The organism is Streptococcus sp. DD11 (assembly GCF_001578865.1).
GTDB classification, from domain to species: domain Bacteria; phylum Bacillota; class Bacilli; order Lactobacillales; family Streptococcaceae; genus Streptococcus; species Streptococcus panodentis.
In genome coordinates this window covers 187,253-205,377 of the sequence record NZ_KQ969394.1, presented here as the reverse complement: position 1 = coordinate 205,377, position 18,125 = coordinate 187,253, and the positions used below count along the sequence as shown (strand labels likewise).

The 18,125-nt window shown below is 48.9% G+C and carries 17 protein-coding genes; all 17 read left to right on the top strand.

Features of this window, described 5'->3' with window-relative positions:
- Nucleotides 1-383 precede the first annotated feature (383 nt).
- Complete coding sequence (locus tag STRDD11_RS06890; protein WP_128836691.1) at nt 384-1,430, top strand: uroporphyrinogen decarboxylase family protein; 1,047 nt, start codon at nt 384-386, stop codon at nt 1,428-1,430.
- Between the two features lie 18 nt (nt 1,431-1,448).
- Nucleotides 1,449-1,649 (top strand): hypothetical protein, encoded by a 201-nt coding sequence (locus tag STRDD11_RS06885; protein WP_164828417.1) that lies wholly within the window; start codon nt 1,449-1,451, stop codon nt 1,647-1,649.
- Nucleotides 1,650-1,801: 152 nt separating this feature from the next.
- Entirely contained in the window at nt 1,802-2,800 is a 999-nt protein-coding gene (locus STRDD11_RS06880) for a uroporphyrinogen decarboxylase family protein (RefSeq protein WP_128836689.1), read from the top strand.
- A gap of 61 nt (nt 2,801-2,861) precedes the next feature.
- Nucleotides 2,862-3,743, top strand: a complete 882-nt coding sequence (locus STRDD11_RS06875; protein ID WP_128836688.1) for a transporter substrate-binding domain-containing protein — start codon at nt 2,862-2,864, stop codon at nt 3,741-3,743.
- Nucleotides 3,744-3,829: 86 nt separating this feature from the next.
- A complete protein-coding gene (locus STRDD11_RS06870; protein WP_128836687.1) occupies nt 3,830-4,522 on the top strand; it encodes an amino acid ABC transporter permease in 693 nt (230 codons plus the stop codon).
- 3 nt (nt 4,523-4,525) lie between these two features.
- Complete coding sequence (locus STRDD11_RS06865; protein ID WP_128836686.1) at nt 4,526-5,212, top strand: amino acid ABC transporter permease; 687 nt, start codon at nt 4,526-4,528, stop codon at nt 5,210-5,212.
- Nucleotides 5,213-5,224: 12 nt separating this feature from the next.
- Nucleotides 5,225-5,989, top strand: a complete 765-nt coding sequence (locus STRDD11_RS06860) for an amino acid ABC transporter ATP-binding protein (protein WP_128836685.1) — start codon at nt 5,225-5,227, stop codon at nt 5,987-5,989.
- 559 nt (nt 5,990-6,548) lie between these two features.
- Entirely contained in the window at nt 6,549-8,693 is a 2,145-nt protein-coding gene (locus tag STRDD11_RS06855; protein WP_128836683.1) for an ATP-dependent Clp protease ATP-binding subunit, read from the top strand.
- A 149-nt stretch (nt 8,694-8,842) separates the two neighbouring features.
- Nucleotides 8,843-9,088: a hypothetical protein gene (locus tag STRDD11_RS06850; RefSeq protein WP_128836681.1), complete on the top strand. Its 246-nt coding sequence runs from the start codon at nt 8,843-8,845 to the stop codon at nt 9,086-9,088.
- A 495-nt stretch (nt 9,089-9,583) separates the two neighbouring features.
- Nucleotides 9,584-11,041, top strand: a complete 1,458-nt coding sequence (locus tag STRDD11_RS06845; RefSeq protein WP_128836679.1) for a PTS ascorbate transporter subunit IIC — start codon at nt 9,584-9,586, stop codon at nt 11,039-11,041.
- A 60-nt stretch (nt 11,042-11,101) separates the two neighbouring features.
- On the top strand, nt 11,102-11,380 hold the full coding sequence (locus STRDD11_RS06840; RefSeq protein WP_128836676.1) for a PTS sugar transporter subunit IIB: 279 nt from the start codon (nt 11,102-11,104) through the stop codon (nt 11,378-11,380).
- A gap of 141 nt (nt 11,381-11,521) precedes the next feature.
- Nucleotides 11,522-12,007: a PTS sugar transporter subunit IIA gene (locus STRDD11_RS06835; RefSeq protein WP_128836674.1), complete on the top strand. Its 486-nt coding sequence runs from the start codon at nt 11,522-11,524 to the stop codon at nt 12,005-12,007.
- A gap of 49 nt (nt 12,008-12,056) precedes the next feature.
- Entirely contained in the window at nt 12,057-12,722 is a 666-nt protein-coding gene (locus tag STRDD11_RS06830; protein WP_128836671.1) for a 3-keto-L-gulonate-6-phosphate decarboxylase UlaD, read from the top strand.
- Nucleotides 12,723-12,725: 3 nt separating this feature from the next.
- The gene (locus tag STRDD11_RS06825; RefSeq protein ID WP_128836669.1) at nt 12,726-13,589 is read left to right on the top strand and encodes an L-ribulose-5-phosphate 3-epimerase; all 864 of its coding nucleotides are present in this window, start codon (nt 12,726-12,728) and stop codon (nt 13,587-13,589) included.
- Nucleotides 13,590-14,291 (top strand): L-ribulose-5-phosphate 4-epimerase, encoded by a 702-nt coding sequence (locus STRDD11_RS06820; protein ID WP_128836666.1) that lies wholly within the window; start codon nt 13,590-13,592, stop codon nt 14,289-14,291. It abuts the gene before it with no gap.
- A 502-nt stretch (nt 14,292-14,793) separates the two neighbouring features.
- On the top strand, nt 14,794-16,485 hold the full coding sequence (locus tag STRDD11_RS06815; RefSeq protein WP_128836663.1) for a BglG family transcription antiterminator: 1,692 nt from the start codon (nt 14,794-14,796) through the stop codon (nt 16,483-16,485).
- A gap of 653 nt (nt 16,486-17,138) precedes the next feature.
- A partial coding sequence (gene ulaG, locus STRDD11_RS06810) for an L-ascorbate 6-phosphate lactonase (RefSeq protein WP_128836842.1) occupies nt 17,139-18,125 on the top strand: 987 nt, incomplete at its 3' end.

Here is an 18,125-nt window from a genome sequence, read left to right as displayed (position 1 = left end):
GAACTCTTTGGGACCGAGGTGGCACCGCTGGTCAGAAATTATTTTGCTGAGAAGAAAGGCGGTGGGACAGAACTAAATTTTTAAAAATTTAGTTCGTCGTCCCAGCCCCGCGAGGCTGATTAGGAGCTTTTTGGAGTCTAAAAGACGAACAAAAAGTCCAATCAGCTACCGCGTCAAGAGTTTTTTACCAAAACAAAGCGAAACTGAAGGACTTTTATCTCAGTTTCTTTTTTTCTTGCTGCCTGTCAAAGAAAGGCAGCAGAATCGTCTGTCTTGAGCAGGCTGCAGAAGGCCTGCTTTTCCGGGGAAAGGAAGGGCTGCGATAAAAATTTTTTAAGAGCTTTATAAAGAAATTATATTAGAAAATCGCTGGCTTTGGTGATATGATAATAACAATTTACAGGATGCAAAGGAGCGAGATGGTGCTTACAAAAAAAGAATTAGTTTTAAAAGCTTTTCGCGGTGAAAAGGTGGATCGGGTGCCAGTCGGCTTCTGGTTTCATTTCGTCACTCTGGAGGAAAAAATGCAGGGTCTGAACAATCCAGTCATATTCAATAAAAGTGTCCAGGGGCATGCTGCCTATGTCAATGCCATTAGGCCGGATTTTGTCAAGATTATGAGCGACGGCTTTTTTAAATACCCCAGTCCTCTCTATTCAGACCGGATTGACTCGATTAGGGATTTGGCCGGCATCGCTTCTATCGGGGAGGATCATCCTTGGATTGAGCAGCAGATAGAGGTGGTCAAAGCGATTAAAGCCACCTATCCAGAAGAGATTGCCTCTTTTTACAATATCTTTGCGCCGGTCTCCTATCTAAAACGCTGGTTCCGTCGGGAAGGATCCAGAGGAGATAAGGAAATCGCGGATTTTCTGGCAGAAGATGCAGAGCTGACCAAGCGGGTTCTGGATGTCATTGCAGAGGATATTGCTCTCCTGACCAAGCGGGTCATCAAGGAAGCTGGCATTGAAGGCATCTACCTCAGCACCCAGCAGATTCAGGATCAGCGGGTGGATGCTGCCGCTTACCGCCGCTATATCGAGCCCAGCAATGTGGCTGTTTTGGAGGCTGCTAATGCAGCCGGCGGAGCCAATATTCTCCATATCTGCGGCTTTGAAGGGGCGACCAATCATATCCCTCTTTTCAAGGACTATCCGGCTCAGGTTTTCAACTGGGCGACCCACCACGAAGGCGTCAGTCTGGCAGAGGGACGGAAGCTCTTTGGCGGGCGGACAGTTTTGGGCGGTTTTGAAAACGGCCGTGCTGGCCTTCTCAACAGCGGCAGCCGGGCAGAGTTAGAGGCGGAGACCAAGCGCCTTTTGGCTCAAGCCGGAACACAGGGGGTGATTCTCGGAGCCGACTGTACCGTGCCGGATGATTTTGAGCTGGAGAGACTGGACTGGGTCCGTCAGGCAGCGCATCTTCCTTAGAAAGTAAAGGAGCAGATGATGACAGAAAAGCAGAAATGGCTTCCGGCCCTTATTTTAGCGGCGGTGGTTCTGGGGATTTTCTTTTTAGCCAGCCGAGCCTATGCCGGTGCTGCTCTTTCGCAGCAGAAGGATGACCTGCGGGTGATTCAGGAGCTGCCCAAGCACTCCGTCGGACTGATGAAAACAGATGACCTTGCCAGCCTTCTCCTTTTGGACTGAAGCTGTCTTGGCCGGATGAAGCGCTCTTGATGAGCAGGGATGCTGAGGCTTGCCATAAAGAAATCTAATGGTCTTGATAGAAAATATATATTAGGCAAGTTCCTTTTCCAGTGGTATGATAATAACAATTTTATTTGACAAAGGAGAAAAGAATGACTGCAAAAAGAGAATTGGTATTAAAAGCTTTCAGAGGGGAGCCGGTGGATCGGGTGCCGGTTGGTTTCTGGCATCACTTCACTCAGGAAGAGGAGTGGCTGGCCGGCTTTGGCAATCAGGAGATTATCCAAAAAAATCTGGCCGGGCACAGGAAGTTTCTGGCAGAGGTACAGCCTGACTTCGTCAAAATCATGAGCGACGGTTACTTTGCCTACCCCAATGAAAAACTGCAGACTGCTCAGTCTGTCAGCGACTTGGCCGGTATTCAGCCGCTGGGAGCTGACCATCCGTGGATTAGCGAGCAGGTAGAGCTGGTCAGGGAGATTCGGGCTGGCTTTTCTGAAGACATTGTAGCGATTTACAATATCTTTGCACCTGCGACCTATCTCAAATGGCTGGTCGGTCGGGTAGCCGGAGGCGATGACCGCCTTGCCGATTTTTTGGCTGAGGATGCCGATTTGACCCGGCAGGTGCTGGATGTTATCGCTCAGGACATTGCTGCGCTGAGCGAGCGCATCATCAAGGAGGCAGGCGCAGATGGCATCTACCTCAGCGTGCAGAGCATACAGGATGCACGGGTGACAGCTGAGGTTTACAAGACCTCTATTGCTCCCAGTGAGCTGGCAGTACTGGCCGCAGCTAATGCAGCCGGTGGAGTCAATATCCTGCACATCTGCGGTTACGAAGGTGCGCGCAATGATGTGTCTCTCTTTACCGACTATCCGGCTCAAGTCATCAACTGGGCAGTCGGACCGGAAGGCATCAGTCTGGCTGAGGGGCGTCAGCTCTTTGGCGGCCGGACGGTTCTGGGCGGCTTTGAAAATGGCAAGCAAGGATTGCTCTACACGGGCAGTCAGGCGGAAATTGAGAGAGAAACCAAGCGCCTGATAGCAGAAGCCGGCCGGGAAGCGCTGGTAATCGGTGCCGACTGTACGATTCCAAGCGATATTGCTCTGGAGCGGATTCAGTGGGTCCGGCAGGCGGCCGGTTTGTAATCCGCTGCCAAGACACAGGCAGCAGAGAAATGACAATAGAGACAGATGAAGGAGAAAAGACATGAGCAAGAAAACATGGATCATCGGCGGTGCAGTGGTTGTGGCCATCGCTGCAGCAACCTATCTGGGCCGCAGCCTGACTGGAGCTTCTAACAAGTCCAATACGAACGCTTCCAGCTCTGATAAGGTCACCACTCTGAAAGTAGCCCATACACAGAACTATGTCCCCTACGATTTTGTGGATGAAAAGGGGGAATCAGACGGCTATGAAGTGGCCGTTCTCAAGGCTGTCGATGAAAAACTGCCGGACTACCAGTTTGAATATACCGGGACCAGTGACGAGGACCTGCTGGTAGGCTTAGAATCCGGCAAATACGATATTGGGACCAAAGGAGCTTGGTACACCGAGGAGCGGGCCAAGAAATTCATCATTCCCCAAAGCCCAATCGGTGCCAGCATTATCGGTTTCACTATCCGCAAGGAAGACGCTGAAAAATACAAGAGTATTGATGATTTTGCCAAGGATAAGGGCAAGCTGGTCCCTATCTCACCGCAGAATGCCCAGTGGGCCGTCATCGAAGCATACAATCAAAAGCACAGCGATGCTCCTATCGAGCTGACAGCAGCCGAATCATTTAAGGCCGCTGACGCCTATGCCTGGGTGCTGGAAGGCCGCTATGATGCCTACTTTGACATCAAACTGTCCTTTGAAACGGCTGTGACCAAGGAGGATGGATCCTACCACCAGTATGCCGATCAGCTGACTTGGTTCCCTTACAAGGGGATTGCGACCTATCCGCTGCTGCACAAGGATGAAAAGAATGAAGCATTTGCCAAGGCTTATGAGAAGGCTATCAAGGAGCTGCAAGAAGACGGCACTCTGGCTAAGCTGTCCAAGAAATACTTCGGCGAAGATGTCTTTTCATATGTGGATGAGGACTGAGATTTAGTTGACTTCTGTTTTTGTCTAATAGTGAAGCTTTTCAAAACAGTCTGCAAAGAGTATAAGAATCTAAGGAGTAAAAAATTATGGTCGCCTACGACTTGACACGCGTCTTTGAACAAATTCCCATCCTCTTGCAGGCCCTGCCGACTACCTTATGGATTATGGTGCTGACCGCTGTTATCGGTTCTTTGCTGGGCGGTCTTTTGGCCTGGGCCCAGCTGGCTGAGGACAGAGCATTCGCGGGTCTGGCCCAGGGTTATATCTTTATACTTAGATGTACGCCGCCTATTGTCCTGCTTTTTCTGGTCTTTTACGGTATTCCGGAATTTCTGAAGTGGTGGCTGGGGCTGGATATCAATAACTGGTCGCGGACGGTTTTTGTCATTCTTACCATGATTCTGCTTTTTGCGGCTATGATTGCGGAGGTCTTTAAGGCAGCCTATCTGTCCGTTCCCAAGGGGCAGACCGAAGCAGGTCTCAGTATCGGGCTGACACCAGCCCAGACTTTTCTGCGCATTGTTTTGCCTCAGGCCTTCCGTATCGCCCTGCCAAATGTGACGACGGCTATCCTCAATCTCATGCGGGATGCGGCTCTGGCCTATACCATCGGGGCCATTGATGTTATGGGAGCCGGTCAGAATCTGATCAGCCGCAATCTGGGCAATTATTCTCTGGAAACCTATACAGCAGTTGCCCTGATTTACTGGGCCATTGCTCTGCTGATTTCTGCTTTTTCCCAGCTGCTGGAAAAAAGCCTGACCATCAAAGAGAGGTAAGCTATGGATTTCGATTATATTGTCAAAACCTTTCTTTTGACTCTGAAAGGCATCCCGGTCACCCTGCTGATTATGGCTGTGGCCATTCTGCTTAGTTTTCTGCCGGCCCTCTTTTTGGCTCTGGGGCAGATTTACAAGGTGCGGGGCGTCCGAGCTTTTTCAGTGGTTTATCTGGCCTTCATTCGGGCTACGCCGCCTATCCTCCTCATTCTCTTTTTCTACAGTCTTTTCCCCAGTCTGCTCAATAACCTTTTCAAAAGTCTGGGCAGCCATGTGGATGTTTTTAAGTTTAATCCTATCTACTATGCCTTTATCATTTACAGCCTGATGACGACCGGCAGCCTGTCTGAGATTCTGCGCTCGGCTATTCTGACGGTAGACAAGGGACAGTTGGAAGCTGCTCAGGCTATTGGCCTGACCAATTTTCAGGCTTACAGGCGAATCGTTTTCCCTCAGGCTTTGCGGTCTGCCCTGCCCAATCTGGCCAACTTGGTCATCAATCTGGTCAAGGGAACTTCGCTGGTTTTTGTTATGACGGTCAAGGATATTACGGCTCTGGCTAAGATTGAGGCCTCCTATTCTTATCAGTACTCGGAATCCTATCTGGTCATCTTTGTCATCTATATTGTCATCTGCGGACTGATTCAGTGGATTTTCCGGCGCCTCGAGAAGCGTTTTGCACTTACTTAGAAGGGAAAGAAGATGCTCGAAGTAAAACATGTATCAAAAAGTTTTGGAGACCGGCAGGTCTTGGCTGATGTCAGTCTCAAGGTCAATCAGGGGGACGTGGTGGTCATTCTGGGGCCATCCGGCTCGGGGAAGACGACTTTTCTGCGCTGCCTCAATCACTTGGAAAAGGCCGACAGCGGTCTCCTGAATCTGGCCGGAAAGGACTATGATCTGGCCAAACTGTCCAAAAAGGAGATTTTGGAAATCCGCAGAAAGACAGCCTTTGTCTTTCAGCACTATAATCTTTTTGCCAATAAAACAGCGCTGGAAAATATCCTGGAAGGCCTGATTGTGGCCAGAAAGGTTCCCAGAGACGAGGCTCTTAAGATTGCTGATGAAGCCCTTGAGCGTGTTGGTCTTTCGGCTTACAGGGATTACTATCCTTCCCAGCTGTCCGGCGGTCAGCAGCAGCGGATTGGCATTGCGCGTGCCATTGCCGTCAAGCCTGAGGTCATTCTCTTAGACGAGCCCACCTCGGCTTTGGATCCAGAGCTGGTCGGCGATGTGCTCAGTGTCATGAAGCAGCTGGCTGAGGAAGGCATCACCATGGTCGTCGTGACTCATGAGATGAGCTTTGCCCGCGATGTGGCCAACCATGTCATCTTTATGGACGGCGGCCATATCATAGAAGAAAATCCCCCTAAGACATTCTTCTCCAGTCCCAAGGAAGAACGAACCCGGCAGTTCCTCTCTCGCCTCCTGTCAGATGCCAGCTACAGTGTGGAGTATATGATATAAGAAGATATGTCAGATGAAGGCGGTGGTACAGAACTAAATTTTTAAAAATTTAGTTCTGTACCAGCCTCCTTTATTTATGTGCTTTGAAAAATTATGTAAATTTCCTTCCAAAAAGCCTTGACAAGCAGAAAGCAAGGGATTATAATTACATTTGTAAACAAAGTGAATTTACAAACCTTATCAAAGACACTTTGCCATTTTTCTTTGCAGTTCTGAAAAATTATGTAAATTTTTTTGGAAAAAGTCTTGACAAGTGATTTGAAATGAGTTATAATTACATTTGTAAACAAAAAGTTTACCAGTCTTTCTTAAGAGAGATGGGATTTATACAGCCTACTGCTTTATTTTTTAGAGTCGGCAAAAATTATGTAAACTTCCTTTTCTTAGAAAGAATTTAGAAAAAACGAAAGAGGCAGATTTTTTCAGCCTCTATGACTTGGAGTTTTAAAAAATTATGTAAAATCAAATAGTGAAATTCAGAAACCATTTGAAGATGCTGCTAGAAAAAAACTTTTTAAAAGAGTATAATAAATATAGGAAAGAAAAACGAGGGAACAAGATGAACAACAATTACAACAACTTTAACAATATGGACGATATTTTCAACCAGCTCATGGGGCGCATGGGCGGCTACAACAGCGAAAACCGCCGCTACCTCATCAACGGCCGGGAAGTGACGCCGGAAGAGTTTGCCCAATACCGGGCAACCGGACAGCTGCCTCATCAGACCGAGCAGGGTCAGACTGTCCAAGGCCAGGCTCAGGCACCCAAGCAGGACGGCATCTTGGCTAAGCTGGGCCGCAATTTGACTGAGGAAGCCAGAGAAGGCAAGCTGGATCCTGTCATCGGCCGCAATAAGGAAATTCAGGAAACGGCTGAGATTCTTTCCCGCCGGACCAAGAATAATCCGGTTCTGGTCGGAGATGCAGGGGTTGGTAAAACAGCCGTCGTAGAAGGTCTGGCTCAGGCTATTGTCCATGGCGATGTGCCAGCCGCTATCAAAAATAAGGAAGTCATTTCCGTTGATATTTCTGGTCTGGAAGCAGGAACCCAGTACCGGGGCAGCTTTGAGGAAAACATTCAGAACCTGGTCAGCGAAGTCAAGGAAGCCGGCAACATCATCCTCTTCTTTGATGAAATCCACCAAATTCTGGGTGCGGGCAGCACCGGCGGTGACAGCGGATCCAAAGGTCTGGCCGATATTCTCAAACCAGCCCTTTCCCGCGGTGAGCTGACCGTAATCGGGGCAACTACCCAAGATGAATACCGCAATACCATTCTCAAGAATGCAGCTCTGGCCCGCCGCTTCAACGAAGTCAAGGTCAACGCTCCTTCTGCAGAAGACACTTATCAAATCCTTCAGGGAATCCGCGACCTCTACGAGCAGCACCACAATGTCATCCTGCCGGATGAGGTGCTGAAAGCAGCAGTGGACTATTCAGTCCAGTATATCCCGCAGCGCAGCCTGCCGGACAAGGCCATTGACCTGATCGATGTGACGGCTGCTCACTTGGCTGCCCAGCATCCGGTGACCGATGTTCACGCGGTGGAAAGAGAGATAGCTGAGCAGAAGGCCAAGCAGGAAGCAGCTGTTGAAAAGGAAGACTTTGAAGCAGCCCTTAATGCCAAGACCCGCATTGAAGAGCTGGAAAAGAAAATTGAAAATCATACCGAAGACATGAAGGTGACAGCTACTGTCAACGATGTGGCGGAGTCTGTTGAGCGGATGACCGGCATTCCGGTTTCACAGATGGGAGCCAGCGATATTGAGCGCCTCAAGGGCATGAATGAGCGCCTCAAAGCCAAGGTCATCGGTCAGAATAAAGCGGTTGAAGCCGTGGCGCGGGCCATCCGCCGCAACCGGGCCGGCTTTGATGAAGGCAACCGGCCGATTGGCTCCTTCCTCTTTGTCGGACCGACCGGGGTCGGCAAGACCGAGCTGGCCAAGCAGCTGGCCTTGGATATGTTTGGCACCAAGGAAGCCATTATCCGTCTGGATATGTCTGAGTACTCAGACCGGACAGCCGTTTCCAAGCTGATTGGGACAACAGCTGGCTATGTGGGCTACGATGACAACAGCAATACCCTGACAGAACGCGTCCGCCGCAATCCTTACTCCATCATTCTCTTGGACGAGATTGAAAAAGCAGACCCGCAGGTCATCACGCTGCTTCTGCAGGTGCTGGATGACGGCCGTCTGACTGACGGACAGGGCAATACGGTCAACTTCAAGAATACCGTCATTATCGCCACCTCCAATGCCGGCTTTGGCTACGAAGCAGGTCTGGGTGAGGATGATGAAAAGCCAGAACTGATGGACCGGCTCAAACCTTACTTCCGTCCGGAATTCCTCAACCGTTTCAATGCCGTTATCGAATTCTCTCATCTGACCAAGGAAGATCTGAGTGAGATTGTTGATCTGATGCTGATTGAGGTCAATCAAACCCTTTCTAAGAAAGAAATTGACCTGGCAGTGTCTGATGCAGCCAAAGAATTCCTGCGCGAAGAAGGCTATGATGAGGTCATGGGAGTCCGTCCGCTGCGCCGGGTCATCGAGCAGCAGATTCGGGACAATGTGACCGACTTCCACTTGGACCATCTGGATGCCAAACATCTGGAAGCCGATTTGGAGGACGGCGTTCTGGTCATCAGAGAAAAATCTGACAAGCAATCTCCAGCAGAAAAATCCGCTCCAGAGGCTTAAAATCAAGCTTAGAACAAGATCAGTTGACACTTCAATAGATTTTGTTCTAATTTTTTTGTATATTTTTGAGTTTTTATATATATAAATGTAGAAAAAAGGTGTATAATAGTATGGAATGAATTAAGTTTTTTTTAGGAGAGGATTTCATTATGAAAAAGTTGGATATTACAACTATGCCCGACTACAGGAAAGTCGAGGCAGTAGTTCAGTTGCTCGTTAATGGAACATTAACCAGTTATAGAATTGCGACGGATGCAAACATCAGCAAGATGAGCATCCTGACGCTGACCAAGGGAACCAGTAAGATTAAGAACATCACTTATCAAACGGCCCTTGCTTTGATTCAGTGGTATGAAGATAACCACGAAAAGTATGCTCTGACTATACAAGAGTAGGATTCAATTCATTCAACCAAAAGACTGTGAGGCTCCGCCTTGCGGTTTTTTCTTTCTCGGCCAGCGCTTTGCCAGGACCCATACTCAGACTCTTCGAAAATCAGCATCAACTCGGCTTGCCTAAGTCAACCGCTGCGTCTTGCATATCAACCGCAGCTGGGGGACTTTATACGGTGGTTTCTAAAACTCCGAGGGTGAGGGCGCAGCCATCATGGGAGACTGCTGATTTTTATTGAGCATGAGCGGCTGGCTGCCTTGTGTGAATTCTGTTAGTGTGACTATATATCGTGACAGTCCAAGAGTGAACAGTTGCCTGTGTAATTCTTGGTCTTTTTGTTATCGCTTTCAAAGATTATAATAAGCCTATAAGAACAAGAAAACTACTCAGGAAAGAAAAGACAGGGAGAGCGAACATCAGAGTCTGGCCGTTGGCCTTCTGCTGATGCTGTCAATGCTTTTGCTTTCCTGAGAGTATAAAAGCAAAGGGGAGTTCTCATGGATATACTTCTTAGTATTCTCAATTGGTTCTCGCAAAATATTTTGCAGAATCCAGCTTTCTTCGTCGGCCTCTTGGTGCTGATTGGCTATGCCTTGCTCAAGAAGCCGGCCCACGATGTGTTTGCCGGATTTATCAAGGCGACAGTCGGCTACCTGATTCTCAATGCCGGGGCAGCCGGTCTGGTGAACACCTTCCGGCCGATTTTGGCGGCGCTCAATTTTAAATTTAAAATCGGCGCGGCGGTGATTGATCCTTACTTTGGACTGACGGCAGCCAATACCAAGATTGCAGATGATTTTCCAAATTTTGTCGGTGCAGCAACAACGGCTCTCTTGATTGGTTTTGGGGTTAATATTCTCTTGGTGGCCTTCCGTAAGGTTACCAAGGTGCGGACCCTCTTTATCACCGGTCACATCATGGTTCAGCAGGCAGCAACTGTCTCGCTCATGGTGCTGTTGCTGGTGCCGCAGCTGCGCAACAGCTGGGGTACGCTTGCCATCGGCCTTCTCTGCGGCCTCTACTGGGCAGTCAGCTCTAATATGACAGTGGAGCCAACCCAGCGGCTGACGGGCGGCGGCGGCTTTGCCATCGGCCATCAGCAGCAGTTTGCTATTTGGTTTGTGGACAAGGTGGCAGGCCGTCTGGGCAAGAAAGAGGAAAATCTGGACAATCTGAAACTGCCTAAGTTTCTCTCCATTTTCCACGATACAGTCGTTGCTTCTGCAACCCTGATGCTGGTCTTCTTCGGAGCAATCCTTCTGGTATTGGGGCCTGATGTGATGGCCAACAAAGAAGTCATTACGACTGGGACACCGTTTGACCCTGCCAAACAGGACTTCTATATGTATATCATTCAGACAGCTTTCACTTTCTCTGTCTATCTCTTCATCCTCATGCAGGGTGTCCGCATGTTCGTATCCGAGCTGACCAATGCCTTTCAAGGGATTTCCAGCAAGCTGCTGCCAGGTTCATTCCCGGCGGTCGATGTTGCGGCTTCTTATGGTTTCGGCTCACCAAATGCCGTTCTCTCAGGCTTTGCCTTTGGTTTGATTGGCCAGCTGATTACGATTGTGCTCTTGATTGTCTTTAAAAATCCGGTGCTCATCATTACTGGTTTCGTTCCGGTCTTCTTTGACAATGCTGCCATCGCCGTTTATGCAGACAAACGCGGCGGTTGGAAAGCAGCCCTGATCCTGTCCTTTATCTCAGGGGTGCTGCAGGTGGCCTTGGGCGCTCTCTGTGTTGCCTTGCTGGGACTGGCTTCTTACGGCGGCTATCATGGAAATATCGACTTTGAAATTCCTTGGCTGGGCTTCGGCTATATCTTCAAGTATCTGGGTATTGTCGGCTACGGTCTGGTCTGCCTCTTCTTCCTGCTCATTCCTCAGCTGCAGTTTGCCAAAGCGAAGGATAAGGAAGCTTACTATCGAGGCGAAGTACAGGCAGAGGAATAAAAGGCTGCAGCCGGCCCTATTGGCTGAAAAATCTATAAAATATTTCAGGAGGAAACAACAATGGTTAAAGTTCTTACAGCATGCGGAAACGGCATGGGTTCATCTATGGTGATTAAAATGAAAGTGGAGAATGCCCTGCGCAATCTCGGTCAGACTGACTTTACAGTCAATTCCTGCAGTGTGGGCGAGGCTAAAAGCTTAGCTTCTGGTTACGATATCGTCATCGCTTCTCTGCATTTGATTCATGAATTGGAAGGCCGGACCAATGGAAAATTAATCGGTTTGGACAACCTCATGGATGACAAAGAAATCACTGAAAAACTCAGTCAGGTATTGTAAAGGAGGGTGGAGCAGTTGGAACTGCTCCACCTTCCTCTTAGGATCTGTATGCATCAGACACAGCAAATCTGAATGCAGTTCAGCAGGATCAGAAAGAAATTTTTCGATGCCTTCGCATTTTATGATATGAAAGGAAGAGACATGAATTTAAAACAAGCATTGACAGACAACAAGTCCATCCGTTTGGGACTTTCGGCCTCTACTTGGCAGGAAGCGGTCAAACTGTCGGTGGATCCTTTGATTGAAAGCGGCGCAGTCAAGCCGGAGTATTATGACGCTATTATTGAGTCAACAGAAGAATACGGTCCTTATTATATCCTTATGCCGGGTATGGCTATGCCCCACGCACGGCCGGAGGCTGGGGTCAACCGGGATGCCTTTTCGCTCATTACACTGACTGAGCCGGTGACCTTTTCTGACGGCAAGGAAGTCAGCGTTCTGTTGTCGCTGGCTGCGACCAGTTCGCAGATTCATACCAGCGTAGCGATTCCGCAGATTATCGCCCTTTTTGAGCTGGAAAATTCCATTGCCCGCTTAGAAGCCTGTCAGACAGAAGAAGAAGTGCTGGCTATGATTGAGGAGTCCAAAGACAGCCCTTATCTGGAAGGTTTGGACTTGGATTCCTGAGAAAACACTGCTAATGACAGTAAAAGACAGAGAGAAATGAGGTAAAAAAATGTCAAAACGAATTCCAAATTTGCAAGTGGCGCTGGATCATTCAGATCTGCAGGGAGCGATTAAAGCAGCTGTGTCTGTCGGTCATGAGGTGGATGTCATTGAGGCGGGCACAGTCTGCCTGCTGCAGGTAGGGAGCGAGCTGGTCGAAGTGCTCCGCAGCCTTTTTCCGGATAAAATCATTGTGGCGGACACCAAGTGTGCGGATGCTGGCGGGACAGTAGCCAAGAACAATGCGGTCCGCGGAGCCGACTGGATGACCTGTATCTGCTGCGCAACCATTCCGACCATGAAAGCCGCCCTAAAAGCCATTCAAGAAGAGCGCGGCGAGCGTGGTGAAATCCAGATTGAACTTTACGGCGACTGGACCTTTGAGCAAGCTCAGACCTGGCTGGATGCCGGTATTTCTCAGGCTATTTACCACCAATCCCGCGATGCGTTGCTGGCCGGCGAAACCTGGGGAGAAAAGGACCTGAACAAGGTGAAGAAGCTGATTGAAATGGGCTTCCGTGTCTCTGTCACCGGCGGTCTCAATGTTGATACTCTCAAACTCTTCGAAGGGGTTGATGTCTTTACCTTTATTGCCGGCCGCGGCATTACTGAGGCTGAAAATCCGGCCGCAGCGGCACGGGCTTTCAAGGATGAAATCAAACGAATCTGGGGGTAGGCCATGGCACGTCCGATTGGAATTTATGAAAAGGCGACGCCCAAGCATTTTTCTTGGAAAGAACGCTTAGAATTTGCCAAAGAGCTGGGCTTTGACTTTGTAGAAATGTCGGTGGACGAGAGCGATGACCGGCTGGCCCGTCTTGTCTGGTCCAAGGAAGAACGTCTGGAGCTGGTCCGAGCGATTTATGAGACCGGTGTCCGTATTCCCAGCATCTGCTTCAGCGGCCACCGCCGCTATCCGCTGGGCTCCAATGATCCTGAGCTGGAAGCCAAGTCGCTGGAGACCATGAAAGCCTGTATTGAGCTGGCTCAGGACTTGGGTGTCCGGGTCATACAGCTGGCTGGTTATGATGTCTACTATGAAGAAAAATCAGCAGCCACCCGTGCCCGTTTTCTGAAAAACCTGCGCCTGGCCTGTGATTGGGCCGAGCAGGCCCAGGTCATTCTGGCGATTGAAATCATGGATGACCCGTTTATCAACAGTATTGAGAAATATCTGGCTGTAGCCAAGGAGATTGATTCGCCTTATCTCTTTGTCTATCCGGATACAGGCAATGTCTCGGCCTGGCACAATGATCTTTGGAGTGAATTTCTGCTGGGGCATCAGGCGCTGGCGGCCCTTCATCTGAAGGATACCTATGCCGTGACAGAGCAGTCCAAAGGCCAATTTCGTGATGTGTCTTTCGGTCAAGGCTGTGTTGACTGGCCGGCGGTCTTTGAAGTTCTGAAAAAGACCAATTACCAGGGGCCTTTCCTGATAGAAATGTGGTCTGAAAATTGCCAAACAGTAGAAGAAACCAAGGCGGCTATTCGAGCCGCTCAGGAATTCCTCTATCCTTTGATTGAGAAAGCGGGGTTGAACTAAATGCTTTTACCTGAATTGAGAAAACGTGTCTATGAGGCCAATCTGTCACTGCCCAAGCATGGCTTGGTCAAGTTTACCTGGGGCAATGTTTCCGGTATTGATCGGGAGGCAGGCTATATCGTCATCAAGCCCAGCGGAGTGCCTTATGAAGAGCTGTCCGCTGAAAATATGGTTGTAACAGACTTGGATGGGAAAGTGGTTGAGGGAGAGCTCAATCCTTCGTCGGATTTGGCGACCCATGTGGAGCTCTACAAGGCCTTCCCGCAAATCGGCGGAGTGGTCCATACCCACTCGACAGAAGCTGTCGGCTGGGCTCAGGCTGGCCGGGACATTCCTTTTTACGGGACGACCCATGCCGATTATTTCTATGGTCCAATCCCTGCGGCCCGCTCGCTGACCGAAGAGGAGATTAACCGGGCTTATGAGCTGGAGACAGGGACGGTCATTATCGAAACCTTCCGTGAGCGGGAGTTGGATCCGATAGCGGTACCTGGCGTGACAGTCCGCAATCACGGACCGTTCACCTGGGGGAAAACTCCAGAAGCAGCAGTCTACCACAGCGTTGTCTTGGAAGAGGTGGCTAAGATGGCCCGCTTAACAGAGCAAATCCACCCCCGAGTGGAAGAGGCTCCACGGTATCTGATGGATAAACACTATCTGCGCAAACATGGCCCCAATGCTTACTATGGCCAGAAAAAATAAAGCCAATGCCTATCTGCCGGACGGATACTCAAAGGGCAGAAATGCAGCGCGGATAAAGGCTATATAAGGGGAAAGGGGCTGAATCGTCTGCCCCTTTCTTTTATCGCCATTTAGTTTATCTTTGATTCCGTCGTTCACTCGCCTTGCTCCGAGGCTGAGACAGACTCCCATGATGGCTGTGCCCTCACCCACAGAGGGATGGATCTTTTGGAAGATACCGTATAAAAGTCCTTCAGTCTCGCTTTGTTTTGGAAAAAAACTCTTGACGCGGTAGCTGATTGCTCAAAAGCTCCAGTGGAGGTTTTGAGGTTATAGATAGAGCTTCCGAGAGGAAGCAACAAAAGCTCTAGGGGAGCTTTTGAGCAGTTCGCTGCCCTATCGCCCTGTATATTAAGCGATAGGCTGAAACTGTCCCCTGGACAGTTTCACTACTAAAAGCAAAGGAAAAGACTATAAAATGGAATCATGCTATAATAGTGGTGAAACTTTTCAAGGAGTGGCTATGATATTGCTGGACAAAACAAGCTGCGAACTGCTGCGCTATCTGATTGGGCTGAAAGAAGCTGAGACGATTATGACGATTTCCCGTGAATTGGGGCAGTCGCGCCGAAAAATTTACTATCATTTAGAGAAAATCAATGACGCTCTGGAAGGCTATGGGGAAGAGATTGTCAGCCAGCCGCGGGTAGGGATTTTGCTGACAGAAAAGCAGAAAGAGCTTTGCCGGGAGCTGCTGCGGCATGTGGACTCGCGCAGCTATATCATGAGTGCCAGAGAGCGGATGCAGCTTATTTCCCTCTGTATCTGTGCGTCCAAGGAGCGGGTCACTATCGAAAAGCTGATGGATCTGACTGAGGTGTCGCGCAATACAGTGCTCAATGACCTCAATGAAATCCGCCATCAGCTGACGACCGAGCAGTATCAGGTCAGTCTCTATTCCACCAAGGCCAGAGGCTACTATCTGGACTGCCATCCGCTCAATAAAATTCAGTATGTCCATTCGCTCCTCTATCATATCTTTGTAGAGGGCAATCAGGCTTTTGTGGCTGTCCTGAATCAGAAAATTCAGGCGCTTTTTGCCGGTGAAAAGCTGCTGTCTGGTGATCTGCAGGCCTTTCTCAGCCAGCAGGTGCCATTGGTGGAGCAGGATTTGGGCAAGAAAATCAACAGACACGAACTGGTATTTATGCTGCAGGTTCTGCCTTACCTGCTGCTCAGCTGCCGCAATATGGAGCTGAAAAAAGAGGAAGAAAACAGCATTTCTCAGGAGTTCAGTCTCATTCGCAAGCGGATAGAATATAAGGTGGCTAAGCTCTTGAGCGAGCGCATGGACAGCCAGCTGGCAGTCCAGCTGAGCGATATTGAAATTTCCCTGCTGGCAGTTCTGCTCCTGTCCTACCGCAAGGACCGGGATCTGCATGCGACCAGTCAGGATTTTGCCCAGCTGCAGGAGGCTTTGGAGGCCTTTCTCTGGCGCTTTGAGACTTCTTCCTACCAAATCGAAAACCGGGATGACCTGCTGCGCAACCTTCTGACTCATTGCAAGGCCCTGCTTTTTCGCAAGACTTATGGCATTCTGACCAAAAATCCCCTGACCCGTCAGATCAGAAGCAGATACGCAGATCTCTTTATCTTTACCAAGTCCTGTGCGGTGATTCTGGAAGAGGCCTGGTTTGTCTCCTTGACTGACGATGACATTGCCTATCTGACCATCCATATCGGCGGTTCGCTGAAAAACAGCCCGGCAGAGCAGCGGGACAATCGGCAGATTTATTTGGTCTGTGATGAAGGAGTGGGGATCTCCAAGCTGCTGCTGAAGCAGTGCCGCGATTACCTGCCCAATGAGCGGCTGGATGCTGTTTTTACGACAGAGCAGTTCAAGAGTGTGGAGGATATTCTCAGGGCTGATGTGCTGATTACTACCAATGAAGATTTGGAAACAGACCTGCCGGTCATTCAGGTGCATCCGATTTTGGATAACGAAGATATTCTCAATATTACCCATTTTGTCAAAAGGCAGGGACTGTCTGATGCCGCTACCTTCAATCAGGATTTAGAAAAGCTGCTGTCAACCTATGTCAAGGACTCCGTCCGCTCTCAGGAACTAAAAGAAAAAATCCAAAAACTGGTCAATGAAAAGCTGCTGGCCAATGCTGCTGAGGAAACAGAAGACAGGACGAAAGATAGTAACTAGGAAGTTTTTACTAGTCAGATTGAAGAAAAACTTCATTTTGAACATTTTCTTCAATCTTTTTCTTTGTATTAACAACAGAAAAGCTCTGATAAGCGTTGTCATATCAACACTTATCAGAGTTTTATTAATGATGTAAAGGACAATTCTTCAATGCTTGTATGTTTGAGAGGGAGGTGTTTATGTTCTGCGCGGTCTTAAAGGACTGTTTGGAATTGTCTCTTAGCTGATGTGGCTGGAGCTATTATTTGATTTATTCAAATGCTGAATTGCTGATGAATAAGAAAATCTTATATTTTTTAAAGACATCAGTCATATGGTTTTTACAAATACCTCAAAAAACATGGCAGCCCATTTGCTTAATTAAATTATCCCATCAAAATTATATTTTTAACGCATTAAAAGGTTAATTTACGGCAAGTTCGATGGAAACAGTGCATTCTTTATCTACTGCATCCACAGTTTCTCAGACTGCACGGCTGACAGGATTCCGTTCCTCTTATTTGCAAGCGCAGCGGTCTCCCGAACTGTCGGAGAATGGCGGGCATGGTCCAATTTTGAACACAGCTTTGTGCTTTATTTGGTCTTTTTTTCCCTCCGCAGTCGGGCTATACTTAAGCTATAGAAATCAAATATCTTTTGAGGAGGATGATTCGATGCCAAACGTAAAAGAAATTACGAGGGAATCTTGGATTTTAAGCACTTTCCCAGAATGGGGAACCTGGCTTAATGAAGAAATTGAAGAAGAAGTCGTGCCGGAAGGCAATTTTGCTATGTGGTGGCTGGGCAACTGCGGGGTCTGGATCAAGACGCCGGGCGGCGCCAATGTTGTCATGGACCTCTGGTCCAACCGCGGCAAGTCTACCAAGAAAGTCAAAGACATGGTCCGCGGACACCAGATGGCCAATATGGCCGGAGTTCGCAAGCTGCAGCCTAATCTGCGCGTGCAGCCTATGGTCATTGACCCTTTTGCCATCAATGAACTGGACTATTATCTGGTATCGCATTTCCACAGTGACCACATTGACATCAATACTGCAGCAGCCATTGTCAACAATCCTAAGCTGGACCATGTCAAATTTGTCGGCCCTTACGAGTGCGGCGAAATTTGGAAAAAATGGGGTGTGCCGGAAGAGCGCATCATCGTCATCAAACCGGGCGAAAGCTTTGAGTTTAAGGACATCAAGATAACAGCTGTTGAGTCCTTCGACCGTACCTGTCTGGTCACTCTTCCAGTTGAAGGAGCAGAAGCGCAGGACGGCGAATTGGCTGGTTTGGCTGTGACAGATGAAGAAATGGCCCGCAAGGCTGTCAATTATGTCTTTGAAACACCAGGCGGCACGATTTACCATGGCGCAGACTCCCATTTCTCTAACTACTTTGCTAAACACGGCAAGGATTTCAATATCGATGTCGCTATCAATAATTACGGAGACAATCCGATTGGCATCCAGGACAAGATGACTTCGATTGACCTGCTGCGCATGGCCGAAAACCTGCGGGCTAAAGTCATTATCCCTGTCCACTATGACATTTGGTCTAACTTCATGGCTTCAACAGATGAAATTTTGGCTCTCTGGAAAATGCGCAAGGAACGCCTGCAGTATCAATTCCATCCATTTATCTGGGAAGTCGGCGGCAAG

Coding starts and splice junctions, on each gene's coding strand:
- STRDD11_RS06840 (WP_128836676.1), top strand. CDS start 11,102: ATGGTTAAAGTTCTTACAGCATGCGGAAACGGCATGGGTTCATCTATG.
- STRDD11_RS06890 (WP_128836691.1), top strand. CDS start 384: ATGATAATAACAATTTACAGGATGCAAAGGAGCGAGATGGTGCTTACA.
- STRDD11_RS06835 (WP_128836674.1), top strand. CDS start 11,522: ATGAATTTAAAACAAGCATTGACAGACAACAAGTCCATCCGTTTGGGA.
- STRDD11_RS06875 (WP_128836688.1), top strand. CDS start 2,862: ATGAGCAAGAAAACATGGATCATCGGCGGTGCAGTGGTTGTGGCCATC.
- STRDD11_RS06815 (WP_128836663.1), top strand. CDS start 14,794: ATGATATTGCTGGACAAAACAAGCTGCGAACTGCTGCGCTATCTGATT.
- STRDD11_RS06825 (WP_128836669.1), top strand. CDS start 12,726: ATGGCACGTCCGATTGGAATTTATGAAAAGGCGACGCCCAAGCATTTT.
- STRDD11_RS06855 (WP_128836683.1), top strand. CDS start 6,549: ATGAACAACAATTACAACAACTTTAACAATATGGACGATATTTTCAAC.
- STRDD11_RS06860 (WP_128836685.1), top strand. CDS start 5,225: ATGCTCGAAGTAAAACATGTATCAAAAAGTTTTGGAGACCGGCAGGTC.
- STRDD11_RS06865 (WP_128836686.1), top strand. CDS start 4,526: ATGGATTTCGATTATATTGTCAAAACCTTTCTTTTGACTCTGAAAGGC.
- STRDD11_RS06885 (WP_164828417.1), top strand. CDS start 1,449: ATGACAGAAAAGCAGAAATGGCTTCCGGCCCTTATTTTAGCGGCGGTG.
- STRDD11_RS06820 (WP_128836666.1), top strand. CDS start 13,590: ATGCTTTTACCTGAATTGAGAAAACGTGTCTATGAGGCCAATCTGTCA.
- STRDD11_RS06845 (WP_128836679.1), top strand. CDS start 9,584: ATGGATATACTTCTTAGTATTCTCAATTGGTTCTCGCAAAATATTTTG.
- STRDD11_RS06880 (WP_128836689.1), top strand. CDS start 1,802: ATGACTGCAAAAAGAGAATTGGTATTAAAAGCTTTCAGAGGGGAGCCG.
- STRDD11_RS06830 (WP_128836671.1), top strand. CDS start 12,057: ATGTCAAAACGAATTCCAAATTTGCAAGTGGCGCTGGATCATTCAGAT.
- STRDD11_RS06850 (WP_128836681.1), top strand. CDS start 8,843: ATGAAAAAGTTGGATATTACAACTATGCCCGACTACAGGAAAGTCGAG.
- STRDD11_RS06870 (WP_128836687.1), top strand. CDS start 3,830: ATGGTCGCCTACGACTTGACACGCGTCTTTGAACAAATTCCCATCCTC.